We start from the raw sequence: 14,884 nt of genomic DNA on the forward strand, positions 1-14,884 counted from the left end.
GTGTATCGCATTGCCACCTCCCTCCTTGATGATTAATTGTAGAGTAGGGAGCTGAAGCTATCTGAATAAAACAGCTAGGGCCAGTGTTATCAGCTCTAATGTTATATACGTAGTAACCATTCTCTGTATACTGGCCAGCTAATGCTGGTTCATGAAAAGAAAGAGAAAAAATAGATACCAGTATGTAGATAATATTTTTACTAATAATTTTATCCTTTTAATCATGAAAAAATAAAATTGAGCAGATTCAATGTAGAAGTGAAACCGCCATTATTAGCGCTGAAAACACTATTGAAAGTTGCCTAGAACTCTGGATGCGCAAAATACATTACTACAATAGTATTGTAGTTTTTAATTATTTTATTGTCAAGTAAATTCACTGAACTAGGCCGTTATTATTTCATTGGCACCCCGTTTTAAGGATATCTGCATTCTTGTCGTACTGGCTGTAACACATTGAAGTACAATGATACTCCCACCAGTTCGCGTCCAGATCGGGCATCATGGGAACTGCCTGGAAAACGGAAATTATCTTACGCTAAGTGCAAAATTTTCCGTTCTCCAAGCGGCCCTTAATACCATTAGTATCAGGATAAAAAATCATTCTGATAGGGACGCCACATTGGAAATTTTAGTTTATCGAACTGCCTTTCAGATAAACCTTCAAATATATTCATCAGAGGGTCATAATTATCCGACTTTGCTTTACCCACCTTCAAGTTTCTATGGATGATTTTTTTCCGGGTTAGAGTTTAATGGTTCATGATAAGTTTTTATAAAGTTATTTTTTACTTTGATGTATTTATTTCCATAATTTTTTCAATTCCTTTGATATATGAACAGAAGTGCGGCGCTCCCCCCTGGCCCCATCCTACTCGTCCGGACAGCCCCTAACGTCGCCGCCAGCCTTCGGCGCGGCTACGCGCTTTCCAAAAGTCAGCATAATGACCGCCCGCCGCCAGTAGTTGCTGATGGCGGCCCTGTTCTACGATCCGTTGTTGATCCAGCACCAGAATCTGATCGGCGTTTTGAATGGTGGAAAGCTGATGTGCAATGACTAACAGTGTACAGCGCCGATGCAGAGAGTGCAGCCCTGCGGCAATCGCCGCCTGGTTTTCCGCATCGAGTGCACCAGTGGCTTCATCGAGCAATAATATCGGTGTGTTCTTCAGCAGCGCACGAGCAATCGCCACGCGCTGGCGTTCACCGCCGGAGAGAAGCCCTCCGCCCTCTCCGACCTGGCTCTGCCAGCCCAGTGGCAAGCGTTCCAATAGCTCGTCGAGGCACGCCAGCCTGGTGACTCGCGCGATTTCCTCCGTGCTGGCATGCGGATTGCCAATTAATACGTTTTCATGCAGTGTACCGCTGAATAGATAATTTTCCTGGAACACCAGTGCAAGCAGCGCCATATGATCGCGGCTGCTCAGCTCGCGCAGATCGGTGCCACCGATGGTGATACTGCCGCAGTCGGGATCGAAAAAGCGAGCGATCAGCCGCGTCAAAGTGGTTTTTCCTGCACCTGACACCCCCACCAGCGCAGTGGTGGTATTGGCTGGCAGCGAAACGGATACGTCTTTGAGAATTGGACGATCCGCCTGGTAACCAAAAGTGACGTTATGCAATTCAATGGTGGCATCGCCGCTAAAGGGCTGCGGCCGTTCTGAGTGCCGCAATGGCTTCTCTGCTAGCACCCGCTCAACCGCATCCATCTGCGCCGATGCCATGCGTATCCCTGAGCCGTAAGCCGCTACTTCAGTGAGTGGATCGATAACGCGATTAATGAGCACCAGCAACGCCAATAAGGTGACGAGCTGTTGCGGATTATCATCAGCCAGTCCCAGCCAGGTGACACTTGCCATCAACGTCAGAAAACTCAACTGCGCCAGCCAAGAATTTGCCAGCAGCGGCGGTAAAACCAGCCACAACTGACGCTGACTGGCACGGTTCTGGTTGGTCAGCGCAGCGTCAAAACTCGCATGCCCCTGTTCACCGCAACCATGGGTACGCAACACCATCTGGTTCTGCGCAAACTCCACCATGCGATCGCTGGCGTCTGCGGTGGCCTGGTGCACGGCTATGTCCGCTGCCCGTCCCAATTTACCGGCCCACCAGTAGATCACCGCAACCAATGGAAGGAACACTAGAACAATGAGCGCGATACGCCAGTCAAACCAGAAGGTGATCAGCACCACTACCAGCGGCGTCAGCGTGGCGCGCATCAGTGGTGTGAGTTGGTGAGCAGGCAATCCAAGGATCTCCATCACCCCCTGGCTGAGTAGTACGCCCAATTGGCTAGTATTTCGGCTGGTGAACCACCCCAGCGGCAGGGAGACCACGTGATCGCCAATGCGATGGCGCAGTGTGTTCAATAAGGCAATGGCGACCTCAAAGCTGCCCAGAGAAGTGAAGTAGTTGAGATACCCGGTCAGCGAGGTGCCAACGATTAACGGTATCAGCCACAGCGCCGCGTGATTGACGTCACCCTGTAACAGATCCTGCATGATTGGCACCACCATAGCGAAGCAAAGCCCCTGCACCAGGCAGAAAATCAACATCAGGATCAGATAACGATGCATAACGCGCGCATTCTGTTTGCCCAGTAGTGCGTAGAGACGGGTCAGCATCATATTTCCTCCTGTGTCTGCGCATACTGCGACTGCCACAGGCGCGCGTACTCACCGTTTTGCATCAGTAGCTGGGTATGCGTACCCTGTTCAGCAATGCAGCCATCGGCCAGCACCACAATATTGTCGGCGTTCATCACGGTCGCCAGACGATGCGCCACCACCAGCAGCACGCGCTGCCCATGCTGTGAGATAAGCTGTGACAGCGTATCCTGGATCGCGGTTTCAGACTCCGCATCGGCTTGCGCGGTCGCTTCGTCGAGCACCAAGACCGGCGGATCCAACAACAGTGCGCGCGCAATACTGAGGCGCTGCGCTTCGCCGCCCGACAAACACGCATCTTCGCCATAGATTGATTGGTAGCCGCGAGGTAACTGCAAAATGCGTTGATGAATGTTCGCGGCCTGTGCCGCTGCCATCACCTGCTGATCTGTTGCCTGCGGACGACCCAGCGCGATGTTGTCACGGATACTCATGCGCAGCAGCCTGACATCCTGAAATACGCAGCCCACTTGCTGATACAGTCGCTTGCTTGCTATCTGCCTCAGATCAACACCACCCAAGGTAATCCCTCCACTATCGGGCGAGATGAAGCGCAGCAGTAATTTGGCCAGCGTGGATTTACCCGCGCCAGACGCACCCACCAACGCGGTGACGCTGCCAGGTTCGAGCGTCAGAGAAATATCGTTAATGATGCGGCGATCTCCACCATAGCTGAAACTCACCCGTTCGAAACACACGTTGTTACCGGCATTGATCATCACTTTTTGCGGCTCCATCTGTTGCGGGATCGCCAGCAACTCTGCCAGTCGGTTGAATGCCCCTTTTGCCATTTGCAGAGACTGGGCGCTGCTGCTTAACGTGCCAATGGGCAGCGAAATCCCCAGTCCGAGCACGGCAAACGGTAACAACTGCCAGATATCCATCCAGCCGAGATGAATAAAGGCAATACCACTTACCAGTACCAGTAACAGCAAGGTGATGGGCGCAATAATCACGCCAGAGAGGCTTTCGGGTTTGATTAACGGGCGAACCCAGTCGAGGAAAAAGTCGCGAAAGCTGTCCACCGCGCGGCTATAGGCATGGTGCGCCACGCCATGTTGACCGAAGATCTTCACCACCGGGATGCCTTGCACAAACTCCACCACCGAACGGTTGACCTTCTCCAGTTCCTGGCCGTAATCCGCCATTTTAGCCTGACTGGCCAGCATGATTTTGCGGTAAAGCAGGAAGAAAAACGGTAGTGGCAGCAGCGTAATCAGCGCCATGCGCCAATCGACCGAAAACAGATAGCCGTAGACACACAAAATCGTGGTCGCCGCATTGGCCAAATTCAGATAAGAATGCGCCACCAGATGGTGGATCGCCGACACATCTTCTTGCATACCCTGCTTGATTTTTCCGCTACTGTTTTCACTGAACCAACTCAACGGCGCGTTGGCCATACGGCGCGCCAGTTGGCGGCGCAACCAGAGAGAAAAGGCATTGTCGACGAGGTGAGTGACCAGATCGGCCAGACCACGCAGTCCCAGTCCCGCACCAAGACAAAGTGCGGAGACTTTTATGATCTGCCACGCCATGTCCGCACGCTTAGCATCAACACTGATCAACACGCGCGCCAACTCGGTAAGGCCAATCAATGGCGCAAGCACCAGTGCTGACGAGCCAATTTGCAATATCACCGCCAGTGTTATCCAGCCACGCACCGGCGTTAGCAGCCCCTTGCCGGGCGGACGCTCAGTATGGTTTGTTGAGATCATCAAACATCGCCTTATCAATCGCCGTTGGTCTACTGAACTGACTTTTATCGCGGCACAGTTGCAGCGAGGCAGAACAGAGTGAACTGACTGCCTGTAAATCATGGGTAATCATTAAAATCGTCATCCCCTGGCTGCGCAGTCGGGCCAGCAGATGGATAATCTTTTGCGCGTTCAACACATCCAGCGCTGAAGTCACCTCATCACAGATAAGTAATCGTGGTTGCGCCGCCAGCGCACGTGCTAATGCCACGCGTTGCTGCTCGCCGCCAGAGAGCTGCTGCGGCAATCGGTTGGCATACTTGCCGGGAAGTTCCACTTGCTGGAGCAGGGAAACCACTGATTGGCGATGGTCGGATGGATAGCGATTAAGCGCCTGTTGTAGCTGTTTACCGACGTTACGTAGCGGATGAAGTGAGCGCGCAGGATCTTGCGGCACCAGCGCGATGGCGCGTTGCTGTTGACGGCTGCGTTGTCTGACGTGACTTGCCAATTGAGTGTTGGCGAACACGATGCTGCCAAACGCCGGGCGTTCCAAACCGGCAAGGGTGCGTGCCAGCGTACTTTTGCCGATACCTGACTCTCCGGTGATCGCCAGACATTCACCCGCACGTAATTCGAAGCTGATGTTGGGCAGCGACTGACTACCCGGTTTTGCCAACTGTAACTGAGTGACGTGGAGTAACGTCTGCTCTTGCTGATCCTCCACGGGTTTGGTCAAAGCAGGGGCTTGCAGCAACGCGGTATGACGTGCAGCTAAAACCTGTTGATACTCGCCATGGGCTAACAGTTTACCCTGTTCCAAAACCAGCACCTGCTGTGTCATCTGCGCGGCGGCTTGCCGTTCATGACTGATCAGCACCATTGCAAATCCCTGCTGCTGTTGCAGTTGCATCAAATAGTCGCATGTGTTGCGCCAGTGTGCTTCATCAAGTCCGGCAAAGGGTTCATCGAGGATCAGCAACTGTGGACGCTTCACTAGCACTCGCGCCAAGGCAACGCGCCGCCGCTGACCGCCGGAGAGCTGATGCGGAAAACGCCGTAACAAATCCCCCGCCTGCGGCAGCCCGAGCGCGGCGAGCACTGTCATCGCTTCTGCTTTGCTGACGCGCGATAACTCCGTCAACAGCCGTTCAACCGTCATAGTGGACGTGAGTTCCTGGGCTGGATCCTGACCCAGCCACGCCGTCTCTCTGGCGCGTAGCCTGCGCAGTTGCCGTGGTCTGGCATGCAGAATATCAACGCCGCAGCAGTTCAGTTGTTGTGCGCTGATCTGGAAACCCGGCGCCGTTGCACCGAGCAACGCGCGCACCAGCGTGCTTTTGCCTGCCCCGCTACTCCCCACCACCGCCAGCGATTCACCTGCTTTTAGCGTGCAATTGATGCCCTGCAATGTATGCTCGCTCTGCGCAGTAGCCACATTCAATTCACTCACTTGCACAATCACCCTGCTCATGACTGACTCCAGCGCTCGCTGTGGAAACTCACCACCTGCACCACCACCACAATACAGAGTGCTGGTAGCAAGCAAGCCCAGGGATTAAGCATCAGCCCGGGCAATCCATCGCGCACCATTCCCGCCCAATCCACGCTTTCTGTATGGGTGATGCCGAGGAAGCTGGCAGAGGTCAGCAGATAAATGGCGGTGATAAAGCGTGTGGTGGCATCGGCAAGGATGCCGGGAACAATCACCGGCAATACTTCTCGCCACAGGATCAGCACAAGTGCATCGCCTGCAGCAAAGGCCACCTCGACGTAGCCGCTATCAAAGACGGGATCCGCTAGCGCTCGCACATAGCGGACGGTAAAAGGAATGTTGAGCAGTGTAATACCAAGCAGCAGCGCAGGCTGCCCGCTGCCCAACAGATAGATAACGCCAATTAGCACCAGCAGAGGCGGCATATAGAGGATGGGATCTAGCAACGCCACGCAGCGTCGACCTCTGCCAGGTAAAGCCAGCAACAGCAGAGCGATGACACTGCCAATCAGCGTCGAGCTTAGCGTGCAAAGCAGCGGGAAAATTAACAGCGTACGCCCACCGCTCAACAGTCGACTCAACACGTCACGCCCCAGACCGTCACTGCCTAGCCAGAAAGGCTGGGCAGGCCATTGCCACGCCATGACCAGCGTACGCTGGGGAGGAAAAGGTGCCAGCCACGGCGCGCACAGGATCACCACCAACATGATCAAAACAACGAATTTCACGGCCGCATCCGCCGTGGATCTACCCAGGCCACGAAGATATCCGCGATCAGCCAACACATTGCCGTTATCGCTGCCAACAGCATGGCAACACCTTGCAACAAGATTGCGTCGCGCGTACTGAACGCGGTGAGCAGCAGTTCGCCCAGACCGGGATAGCCATAAATCCGCTCAACGATGACCGTTCCGCCAAACAGATACGGAACGGTGGCGGCAACCATCTGCGCCAGCGATCCGCTGGCTTGCGGCAGTAAATGGCGGCCAACCAGCGCCGCCACTCCAACGCCATTCATCCGCGCGCTGACGATATTGGGCGCAGTGATCAACCGCAGCAGTGACGCACGCACCATGCGCAGCAAGTAACAGCCGCTGATCAACGACAGGGTGATGGCGGGTAAAACGAGAATTGACCACTGCTCACTAATGTGACCCGATGGTGGCGGCAATGAAACTGCAGGCAACCAACGGAGGCCAACAGCAAACACCAGGATCAGCAGGGTGGCGACAATAAACTCTGGCGTGCTCAATCCGCTCAGTGCGAAAGACGAGAGCAGACGATCCGGCCAACGCGCATGATATATGGCGGCCACTATGCCACCTATTCCGCCCAGTAACAGCATGCCCAGTGCGGCAAGCAGCGCCAGCAAGGCACTACGCGCCGCAGCTGGCGCGATCAATTCCGCCACGGATTGTTTGCTCATCAGCGAGGTGCCAACATCGCCTCGCAGCAGCGCCGTCAGCCATTCGAGATAGCGAACGTTCATCGGATGATCCAGTCCAAGCTGGTGGCGCAAAGTCAGCAACGCTTGCGATGATGCACGCTCACCCAGCATCTGCACGGCAGCATCCGTGGGTGCCAACGCAAGAGTAAAGAAGATCAGCGCACTCGCCAGCAGCAGGAACAGCAGCGTGCTGCCCAGACGCCACAGGATAAAACGCGTCATTCCTGCTGGCCCGTTAGCCGCGCATCACGGAATAACGGGATACCTTGATTGAGTTTGACGCCAACCAATCCCTGAACCGCAGCCGAAAGCTGATCGCGGTAGCCCCACAGCAGGTACGGGCCTTGCTGCCACAACTGCTGCTGCAACTGATTGAGCTGTTGCTGCTGTTGTTCGGTACGCAGCGTTCGGCGTGCCTTTTCGACCGTTGTGGCAAAGTCAGCCGGATACCATCCACCATAGTTATAGGGATTGTCATTACCCAACAGCATCGGAATGGCACTGAGGAATGGGCGATTGAGAGCGAATAGCGAGAGCATTTGCGCCCGATGCAGACGTGGGATGTCACCAAGATAATCAGCAGCGCTGACGGTATTGATTTTCAGCCGGATACCGGCGTCTTCCAACTGTTGGCGCAACAGTTCAGCAGCATCGTTCAGGCCCGGTGTCAGTTCGGCCGTCATCAGCGACAGCTCAGTGATGCCCTTTTTCTGTAGCACAGCTTTGGCTGCGGCCACTTCTCTATGCCGCTGTGGCAATTGGCTATCAAATCCATGCAGCCCCTGACCAAATACATCGTTGCCAGGGTAACCATAACCCCCCAGCACCACGTTCAGCAGTTGCTGGCGATCAACCAGTTGTTTTAATGCCTGACGGACGTCAGGATCATCAAACGGCTTCACCCGCGTATTCAAAACAAAATAGAACGCGCTGGCATTAGCGACGCCGCTGCGTATCACCTGCCAGCCTTTGCGCCCTTCCACACTGCGGGCGCTGCTTACGGGAACGTCGAAAACATAATCTGCTGTACCGCTGAGCAACGCATTCACGCGCGCGCTGGCATCAGCGAGTGGGCGGATCTCTATGCGATCAAAGTACGCGGCAGGTTGCCATGCGTAAGGGTTGCGTTCCAAGACCGCGCCGCTCTGCGCATTGAACTGGCTAACCTGATAAGATCCACTGCAAACCGGAATAGCGGCATCACCTTTCCCCTGCTTCCACACCATGCTCGCCGCCCTCAGGATGGTGCTTACCAGGTCGGTACGCGGTCGGGTTAGTACCAGTGCCAGTTGGTGGTCACTGAGTTTATGGCTGGCGGCGAGATCAACATCGCTGAAGAAACTGGCAAAGCCAGGCGAGGCGGCGAGAAAGCGTAAACTGGCCAGTACATCATTAGCGGTTAAGGCAGTGCCATCTGAGAAACGCACGCCTGGACGCAAGGTGATCGTCCAGCGCGTAGCGTCGTGATTCGGTGTGATGCTCTGGCTGAGTGGATGTTGCGCTTCGCCCAGCTTATCCGCTACCAGCACATCACACACATTCCCCACCACCACCCAGGGATAGTAGGTTTGCGCACGGCCATAATCGAGAGTTTCGCTCTGGCTACCCAGCATCAGTACCCGCAGCGTCTGCTCGCTCGCAAAGCCTGTTGGCATCGTCAGTGGTATGCTCAGCAGCAGCCATCCAGCCAGAGAGCAACAGCGATATAGCGCTGATTTCAACATATGATCACCCAGCCATCAGAATCTAATTTGTGTGCCGACGCCCAGCACACGGCCATGCCCGACGGTGATGGCTGTGCTTTGCGGGCCGTAATAAAGGCCAATGTACTGCGGGCGTTCGTTAGTGAGGTTCTGCCCGAACAGGTATAGGTCGAAGGAAGAGAACTCCAGTCCCGCTTTGGCGTTGAACAGCTGGTAAGCATCGAGCTTGAAGTGGCTGCCCACGTCCGCCTCGCGGCTGCCGACGTACTGATGCTGCGCCAGCGCGAAGATATTGGTATCCGGCAGGCCGAGCCAGTCGGCGGCGGCGTAATATTGCAATGTCAGGTTGGTATTGAATTTCGGCACCGCTGGCACGAAGTTTCCGTTGCGTGCGCCGGATGACGCCGCCACATCTTCGGAAACGTTGCGCAGTTCAGCATGGGTGTAACCCAGGCCACCGCTTAACGTCCAGCTATCTGCCAGTTGATATGAACCTTCAAGTTCTACACCGTAATTATGGGTGTCGATAGGTTTTGGTACGAAGGTAAACGAGGCGGAATCGAGGGCAAACAGGTTCTCGTCTTTCACCGTGTTACAGAACAGCGCAGCATTAAGTGCTGACCGTCCGTTGAGGAAACGGTTTTTGCTGCCGACTTCATAGCTCCAGGAGGTCGAGTCTTTGTAAGGGGTGTCCTTCCTGCCGCTCGGTGCATTGTTGGTGAAGTTGGGGAAGCCACCGCTCTTTGCGCCGCGCGACACGCTGGTATAAATCGAGTTATTGTCCGTAAGTTCATAGCTGAGGGCGGCGCGTCCGGTCAGCATATCGTCGCTCAGCACGCCACTCTGATCGAATTTGGCGACCGTACCTGGGAAGCCGTTTGAACGATATTTCGAGTCGTAGGTTTTGCGATCGTGGGTATAGCTGCCGCCTAACGTGCCTTTGAGCCTATCATTGCCATACAGCGGTACTGTCATTTCGCCAAAAGCAGCATAGCTATTGGTGTCGTGATCACCGTTGCGGGTGCCGTTGGTAGAGGAGAAAAATGCTGAATCGTAGTTGGTGGTCAGCTTATAGCTGTTATGCAGATAGTTGACGCCGCCAACCCAAACCCTATCTGCGTTATCAAGGCTACTGAGGCGCAGTTCCTGATAGAGACTGTTTTGGCTTTCGTCATAAGTGCTCCAGTCGGTGGCTGGAATAAATGACGAGGCCGGCATGCTAAACATTTTACTGAAGGTCAGCGCTTCCGAGTTGTTGGTCAGGTTTTTGAAGTTGTAGTGGTTCACCGCTGAGACGGAAGTGAACTGCAATCGCTCGAATTCATGGTTAGCGGTCAGAGACAGCCCGGAAAGTTGGCGATTAACCCAGCCTTTAGGATCAATTTGTACCGCAGGAAAGCTCGGCCCATTTTTTAAAAGGAAGTTGGACGGTGTGTTGTTATCGCGCTCGTAGTTGCCGGTTAGAACAAATCGCGTGCTAGCGCTTGGCGTGTACACCAGCGAACCGCGAAACACCCCGGTTTCTACTTTACCCAGCTTGCCACCAGACGACTTGTTATCAACGTCTGGCCCCAGATTGGAGTAGGCGGCAGAAAAACGGCCACCAAGACGATCTTCGATCAGCGGCCCGGAAACGGAGAGCTGCCCCACATTTTCTGACTCGCTATTCAACCCAGCTTCTGCACGCAGCATTCCCTCAAAGCTATCACTCGGCTGGCGTGTGGTGATGTTAATGGCACCCGCCTGTGCATTGCGGCCAAACACGGTGCCCTGCGGCCCGCGCAGCACTTCAATACGTTCGACATTAAGAAAACGCAGATCAGAACCAAATGACGGCTGCGGCACGCCGTCGATATAAGTCACCACCGAGGTATCATCAAAACCCATTGGCTGCGCCATCGGACCCACGCCACGGATCGACAGATAGGTTGAACGCCTATCGCCTAACGAGCTGAAGCTGATGTTTGGCATGGCGCGGAGAAGATGCTCCACATCATCAATACGGCGATCATCAAGCATCTGACGATCAAAGAGCGTCATGCTCACCGGTACTTTCAGCGCATCTTCTTTCACCTTACGCGCGGTGACCATCAAGGTTTCGTCTTTCTGAGTTTTGGCCGTTTGCTTGGCGCTAAACGCAGGTGCCGTTATCGCCAGCCCGCACAACAGGCAGAGAGGTTTGAGAGATGTTTTCGGTGTTATTTTGACACGCGGTTGGTGTGTACTGGTCATGTTCATCCCCATGGCATTGAAGTTTGAGACAAAAATGTGCTTTATTTCTGTCACAATTGTATGGGGCTGCAATAGGATACCCTATCTAACTCAGTTATGAGTAGAGCCAAATGAGTTATGGCGGTAGCCAATCAGGGGCTAAGTGAATCACGCGGCGACATACCAAATTTACGTCGATATGCGGTGGAGAAGTTGCTGGGATGCTGATATCCCACATAATATGCAGCCTGCTTAACCGTCCAGCCTTCGGATTCCAACCCTTGCCGTGCACGTGTCAGGCGCTGATCGCGCAAGAAGGCAAACACCGATTGCCCCATCACCGCCTGGAATTTACTTTTTAACGCGCTCACGCTGATGCCGACATCACGCGCCAAATCGCCCAGGCAGTGGTTGCTGTCCAATTCGCTCACCAGCTTGTCGCGCACTTTCAATACCCGCGTCACATCGCGATGCTGCATCATCACATCCACGTGTGGCACATCCTGTTCCGCAGCGTGGAGCACTTGCGCCAGCAGATCTAATACGCAGCTACGGGTTTGCAGGCGGCCAATCACGCAATTGTCGCAGTAACTGAACAGCTCATTGGCGCGTTCGATGGTGGATTGCGGAACGACAAACCCAAACACTTGGTTGCGTTGCAAAATGCGTTCAATCTGGTCAGCCAGTTCATTGTCACTAATCCGCTCAGGAGCGGCCTGAATCACCATGCTACGGCTGTGATGACCGCGTGGGTTGCGACACCACAGGCGCAGGCGATCTTTATTGGCGATAACTTTAGCCATACCACGTTCAACCGGCAGTAGGCTACCGTCATCCAGATAATAATTGGGTTCATCGCCGTCGAGTGTAAGCAGGATGGTAAGACAGTGATTTAGCGTCTCACTGCGATGAGCGTCGCCATTAGCCGTCAGGTCATTCAGGCAAAGATCAACGCCGTATGGTAATCCCCACTTATGAGTCATGTCGGTGAGCGGCTGCTGAGAATGTAACTGGTGAGTGGATTGCATAAAAACCCTCTTTTGTAAGCACTCGATGCGCACGGTATCGAGTGCTCAATTCCCAAAACGAAACTCAGAGAGTCATCATACTAAGGATTGGTTATTTGTAAATAATAATCATTATCAATTCTTATCATTTTCCTCACGCCTTACCAGGAAGGGTGCCACACTGGAGAGCTTTTCACAGGTCTCGGTCAATTCCCGTAGCGCATTCGACTGCGCGATCACCCCGGCCCCCGCCTGGATCCAGCTACGTTGCTGATCCTGAAAGGCACTGCGTAACACCAGCGCCGCTTCAAACAGTTGCTCACCTTCAAGCATCAGCACAGCACCAGAATAGAGTTCACGCGGCACCGCTTCGAGGCGTAAGATTGCTTCAAGCGCGGGGATCTTGGGAATGCCCGATGCGGTGATGGCCGGGAACAGCACATCGAAAGCATCCCACGCATCGTATCCCGGAGCCAATTCGCCGCGTACTTGCGATCCCAGATGCTGCACGCTGCCGCGCTCGCGCACCGACATTAAGTCGGACACCACGACCGATTGCGCACAACAGAGAAGCTCCAACTCCTCAATGGCCGCCTTGACAGAGATGACATGCTCGACGATCTCCTTGCTGTCACTTTGCAGCTCGGCGCGATTATGCACATTCTCACCGGCAGAATCGGATCGGGCGCGCGTACCGGCCAGCGGTTCGCTGGTAACGAAACCCTTTTCCACTGTCACCACCATCTCCGGGCTGAAACCGGTCGCCTCCAATTCTCCCTGTTTCAGCAGGAAACTGCGTGCAGGCGTGTTGGCGAGTCGTCCACGCCACAGTGTAGCGGACATGTCAATTTTGTGCGGCATCACCAGCGCACGTGCCACTATCACTTTGGTGTAGTCACCTAACGCAATCTCCTCCAGCGCGCGATTGACCCGTTGTTGATAATCGTCACCCTGCGCGGTGAGATCGGCCTGTACGGGCTTGCCCTGTTCTGTTGGCAAAATAGCCTGTAATTGCTGGCATAGCCGCTGACAGCGCGCTTCATTCTCTGCGTAAATGGTGACTTCACCTTCTTCAATAATCAGCTCGTCACGCACCACGGTTAACGACAGCAGCGGCCAGCTTCCGGGGGTGAAGGCGAGGTTGCGGATTTTAGCTGCATAGTTGAAACCGGCCATGCCAAATACGCGCTGACCTTGTGCGGCATATTGCGCCGTGAACTGCCGTGCGCACGTTGCCAAAGAGGTTTTAATGGCGGCACTGGCGGTACCTTGTGCGCTTTCTATCATGGCCTGTGAGCCATCGGGAGAGATTGTCAGTTGCGCCTTTTTTCCCAACCCGATATACCAGCGCGGTGCACGCTCATAAACGAAATAATTTTCGCCCGCGTTTTGTCTAATCAGGCTGACAATAGCCGCAAGCGTCTGGTCAGCAGGCAGCGTCAGACGCGCTTGGGTGAATGTGTTTGCCATAAGATGTTCCTCACTCTGCCAACTGGGCAGCTAGCTGTTGTTTGTTGACTTGACCCATCGGGGTTAAAGGTAAGCTGTCGACTAGGGTCTGGCGAGCAGGCCATTTGAAAGCGGCAACCTGCTGCTCAAGGAAGGCACGCAGTTCAGCCAACGTGGCTGCTGCGCGCGCGACAACAATAGCATGAATAGTTTCCTGCTGTTCCCCCACCGCGTCTACCAATACGGAGACCTCGTGGATTAGCGAGTGCGTGCGTAAGCACTCTTCAATTTCATCTGCGGCGACCGATTCGTCACTACGGTTAATCATGTCGCGCGTGCGCCCTTCGACCCTCAGCCGTACCCTGTCACCGCTGCTGAAGAAATCCTCGGTGGTAAAGGCATTACGATTATGCTCAGACCGCGTTGCCGATAGCGGTCAGCCAGGGGTGCAGGCCCACACAGCTCGGCGGGCAAGATGCGATGATTGGTGTTCAAATCGAGTTCAGACATAGAGCACTCCCGCTTGTGGCGTCAGTCGTTGTGCGTGCAAACCGCTTTCACGTGCGAGATCGTCCAGACCGAAGGTGTGCCAGACGCTGCGGTTGCGGATCACCTGTGTCGCGCAAGGTCCACCACTCACTGTCCAGCAGGAGGTGAGCAGCATGGTATCGTCCGGCCCGGGTTCGCCCTCTAACGTAGCTTGATAGTGACGTTGACCAATGGTTTCATTGGCCAGCATCATCCTGGGTAGCACTACCGGCTTCTCAACGGGCAATAGCTCAACAAAAATCGGCGCGCCCCTAGCCAGACGCGGTAGCAGCAGCGGCCATAGCCCCTGGCGTTGCAATGAGGTTAAGTGTCCCAGCACACCAAATGCTACTATCGCGCCCAATCGCTGAGGGAGTTGTAACTGATCAACGGTGTCAGGAATGATGGTGACTCGCTGTCGCAATTCGAGACACTGTGCCACCGCATGTGTCAGCACCGCACGCATCGCCGGAGCCGGTTCGACGGCCAGAATGTCCACCTGCGGCACTGACTCGGCAATGGTCATCACGGTGCGGCCGGTGCCAGCGCCAATGTCCAGAATCGGATCGTGAATATGGGTCATTGCGGAGAGACGTTCACGCAGGGCCTGTTCACCGGCAGAGTGTGCACGCCCCACCAGATCATAAAACTCAGCGACCGGAGAGTAGAAGTCGTCCATGG

At 54.6% G+C, this 14,884-nt stretch carries 12 protein-coding genes; all 12 read right to left on the minus strand.

Annotation, left to right across the window (positions count from 1 at the left end; genetic code table 11):
- Nucleotides 1-890: 890 nt before the first annotated feature.
- The gene (locus SYMBAF_RS06040) at nt 891-2,627 is read right to left on the minus strand and encodes an ABC transporter ATP-binding protein (protein WP_052447825.1); all 1,737 of its coding nucleotides are present in this window, start codon (nt 2,625-2,627) and stop codon (nt 891-893) included.
- A complete protein-coding gene (locus tag SYMBAF_RS06045; RefSeq protein ID WP_040265970.1) occupies nt 2,624-4,384 on the minus strand; it encodes an ABC transporter ATP-binding protein in 1,761 nt (586 codons plus the stop codon). Before SYMBAF_RS06045 ends, SYMBAF_RS06040 begins: the two co-directional genes overlap by 4 nt.
- Nucleotides 4,362-5,837 carry an ABC transporter ATP-binding protein gene (locus SYMBAF_RS06050; RefSeq protein ID WP_052447824.1) on the minus strand — a complete coding sequence of 492 codons (1,476 nt, stop codon included), beginning with the start codon at nt 5,835-5,837 and terminating at the stop codon, nt 4,362-4,364. The genes SYMBAF_RS06045 and SYMBAF_RS06050 overlap by 23 nt, the downstream gene beginning before the upstream one ends.
- A complete protein-coding gene (locus SYMBAF_RS06055) occupies nt 5,834-6,586 on the minus strand; it encodes an ABC transporter permease (protein WP_040265969.1) in 753 nt (250 codons plus the stop codon). Before SYMBAF_RS06055 ends, SYMBAF_RS06050 begins: the two co-directional genes overlap by 4 nt.
- On the minus strand, nt 6,583-7,527 hold the full coding sequence (locus SYMBAF_RS06060; RefSeq protein WP_040265968.1) for an ABC transporter permease: 945 nt from the start codon (nt 7,525-7,527) through the stop codon (nt 6,583-6,585). The genes SYMBAF_RS06055 and SYMBAF_RS06060 overlap by 4 nt, the downstream gene beginning before the upstream one ends.
- On the minus strand, nt 7,524-9,029 hold the full coding sequence (locus tag SYMBAF_RS06065; RefSeq protein ID WP_040265966.1) for an ABC transporter substrate-binding protein: 1,506 nt from the start codon (nt 9,027-9,029) through the stop codon (nt 7,524-7,526). Before SYMBAF_RS06065 ends, SYMBAF_RS06060 begins: the two co-directional genes overlap by 4 nt.
- 15 nt (nt 9,030-9,044) lie before the next feature.
- A complete protein-coding gene (locus SYMBAF_RS06070; RefSeq protein WP_040265964.1) occupies nt 9,045-11,240 on the minus strand; it encodes a TonB-dependent receptor in 2,196 nt (731 codons plus the stop codon).
- Between the two features lie 131 nt (nt 11,241-11,371).
- Entirely contained in the window at nt 11,372-12,247 is an 876-nt protein-coding gene (locus tag SYMBAF_RS06075; RefSeq protein ID WP_040265961.1) for a helix-turn-helix transcriptional regulator, read from the minus strand.
- Between the two features lie 114 nt (nt 12,248-12,361).
- Nucleotides 12,362-13,696 (minus strand): salicylate synthase, encoded by a 1,335-nt coding sequence (locus SYMBAF_RS06080; protein WP_040265959.1) that lies wholly within the window; start codon nt 13,694-13,696, stop codon nt 12,362-12,364.
- A gap of 10 nt (nt 13,697-13,706) precedes the next feature.
- Entirely contained in the window at nt 13,707-14,003 is a 297-nt protein-coding gene (locus SYMBAF_RS06085; RefSeq protein WP_040265957.1) for an AMP-binding enzyme, read from the minus strand.
- Nucleotides 14,004-14,026: 23 nt separating this feature from the next.
- Nucleotides 14,027-14,185 carry a hypothetical protein gene (locus tag SYMBAF_RS06090; RefSeq protein WP_160289811.1) on the minus strand — a complete coding sequence of 53 codons (159 nt, stop codon included), beginning with the start codon at nt 14,183-14,185 and terminating at the stop codon, nt 14,027-14,029.
- On the minus strand, nt 14,178-14,882 hold the full coding sequence (locus SYMBAF_RS06095) for a class I SAM-dependent methyltransferase (protein WP_040265955.1): 705 nt from the start codon (nt 14,880-14,882) through the stop codon (nt 14,178-14,180). Before SYMBAF_RS06095 ends, SYMBAF_RS06090 begins: the two co-directional genes overlap by 8 nt.
- Nucleotides 14,883-14,884: the final 2 nt, after the last annotated feature.

The organism is Serratia symbiotica (assembly GCF_000821185.2).
GTDB lineage: Bacteria > Pseudomonadota > Gammaproteobacteria > Enterobacterales > Enterobacteriaceae > Serratia > Serratia symbiotica.

Excerpts from the sequence above, each read along its gene's own strand:
- SYMBAF_RS06040 (WP_052447825.1), bottom strand. The coding sequence starts at position 2,627 with ATGATGCTGACCCGTCTCTACGCACTACTGGGCAAACAGAATGCGCGC.
- SYMBAF_RS06045 (WP_040265970.1), bottom strand. The coding sequence starts at position 4,384 with ATGATCTCAACAAACCATACTGAGCGTCCGCCCGGCAAGGGGCTGCTA.
- SYMBAF_RS06050 (WP_052447824.1), bottom strand. The coding sequence starts at position 5,837 with ATGAGCAGGGTGATTGTGCAAGTGAGTGAATTGAATGTGGCTACTGCG.
- SYMBAF_RS06060 (WP_040265968.1), bottom strand. The coding sequence starts at position 7,527 with ATGACGCGTTTTATCCTGTGGCGTCTGGGCAGCACGCTGCTGTTCCTG.
- SYMBAF_RS06065 (WP_040265966.1), bottom strand. The coding sequence starts at position 9,029 with ATGTTGAAATCAGCGCTATATCGCTGTTGCTCTCTGGCTGGATGGCTG.
- SYMBAF_RS06070 (WP_040265964.1), bottom strand. The coding sequence starts at position 11,240 with ATGACCAGTACACACCAACCGCGTGTCAAAATAACACCGAAAACATCT.
- SYMBAF_RS06075 (WP_040265961.1), bottom strand. The coding sequence starts at position 12,247 with ATGCAATCCACTCACCAGTTACATTCTCAGCAGCCGCTCACCGACATG.
- SYMBAF_RS06080 (WP_040265959.1), bottom strand. The coding sequence starts at position 13,696 with ATGGCAAACACATTCACCCAAGCGCGTCTGACGCTGCCTGCTGACCAG.
- SYMBAF_RS06085 (WP_040265957.1), bottom strand. The coding sequence starts at position 14,003 with ATGATTAACCGTAGTGACGAATCGGTCGCCGCAGATGAAATTGAAGAG.
- SYMBAF_RS06090 (WP_160289811.1), bottom strand. The coding sequence starts at position 14,185 with ATGTCTGAACTCGATTTGAACACCAATCATCGCATCTTGCCCGCCGAG.
- SYMBAF_RS06095 (WP_040265955.1), bottom strand. The coding sequence starts at position 14,882 with ATGGACGACTTCTACTCTCCGGTCGCTGAGTTTTATGATCTGGTGGGG.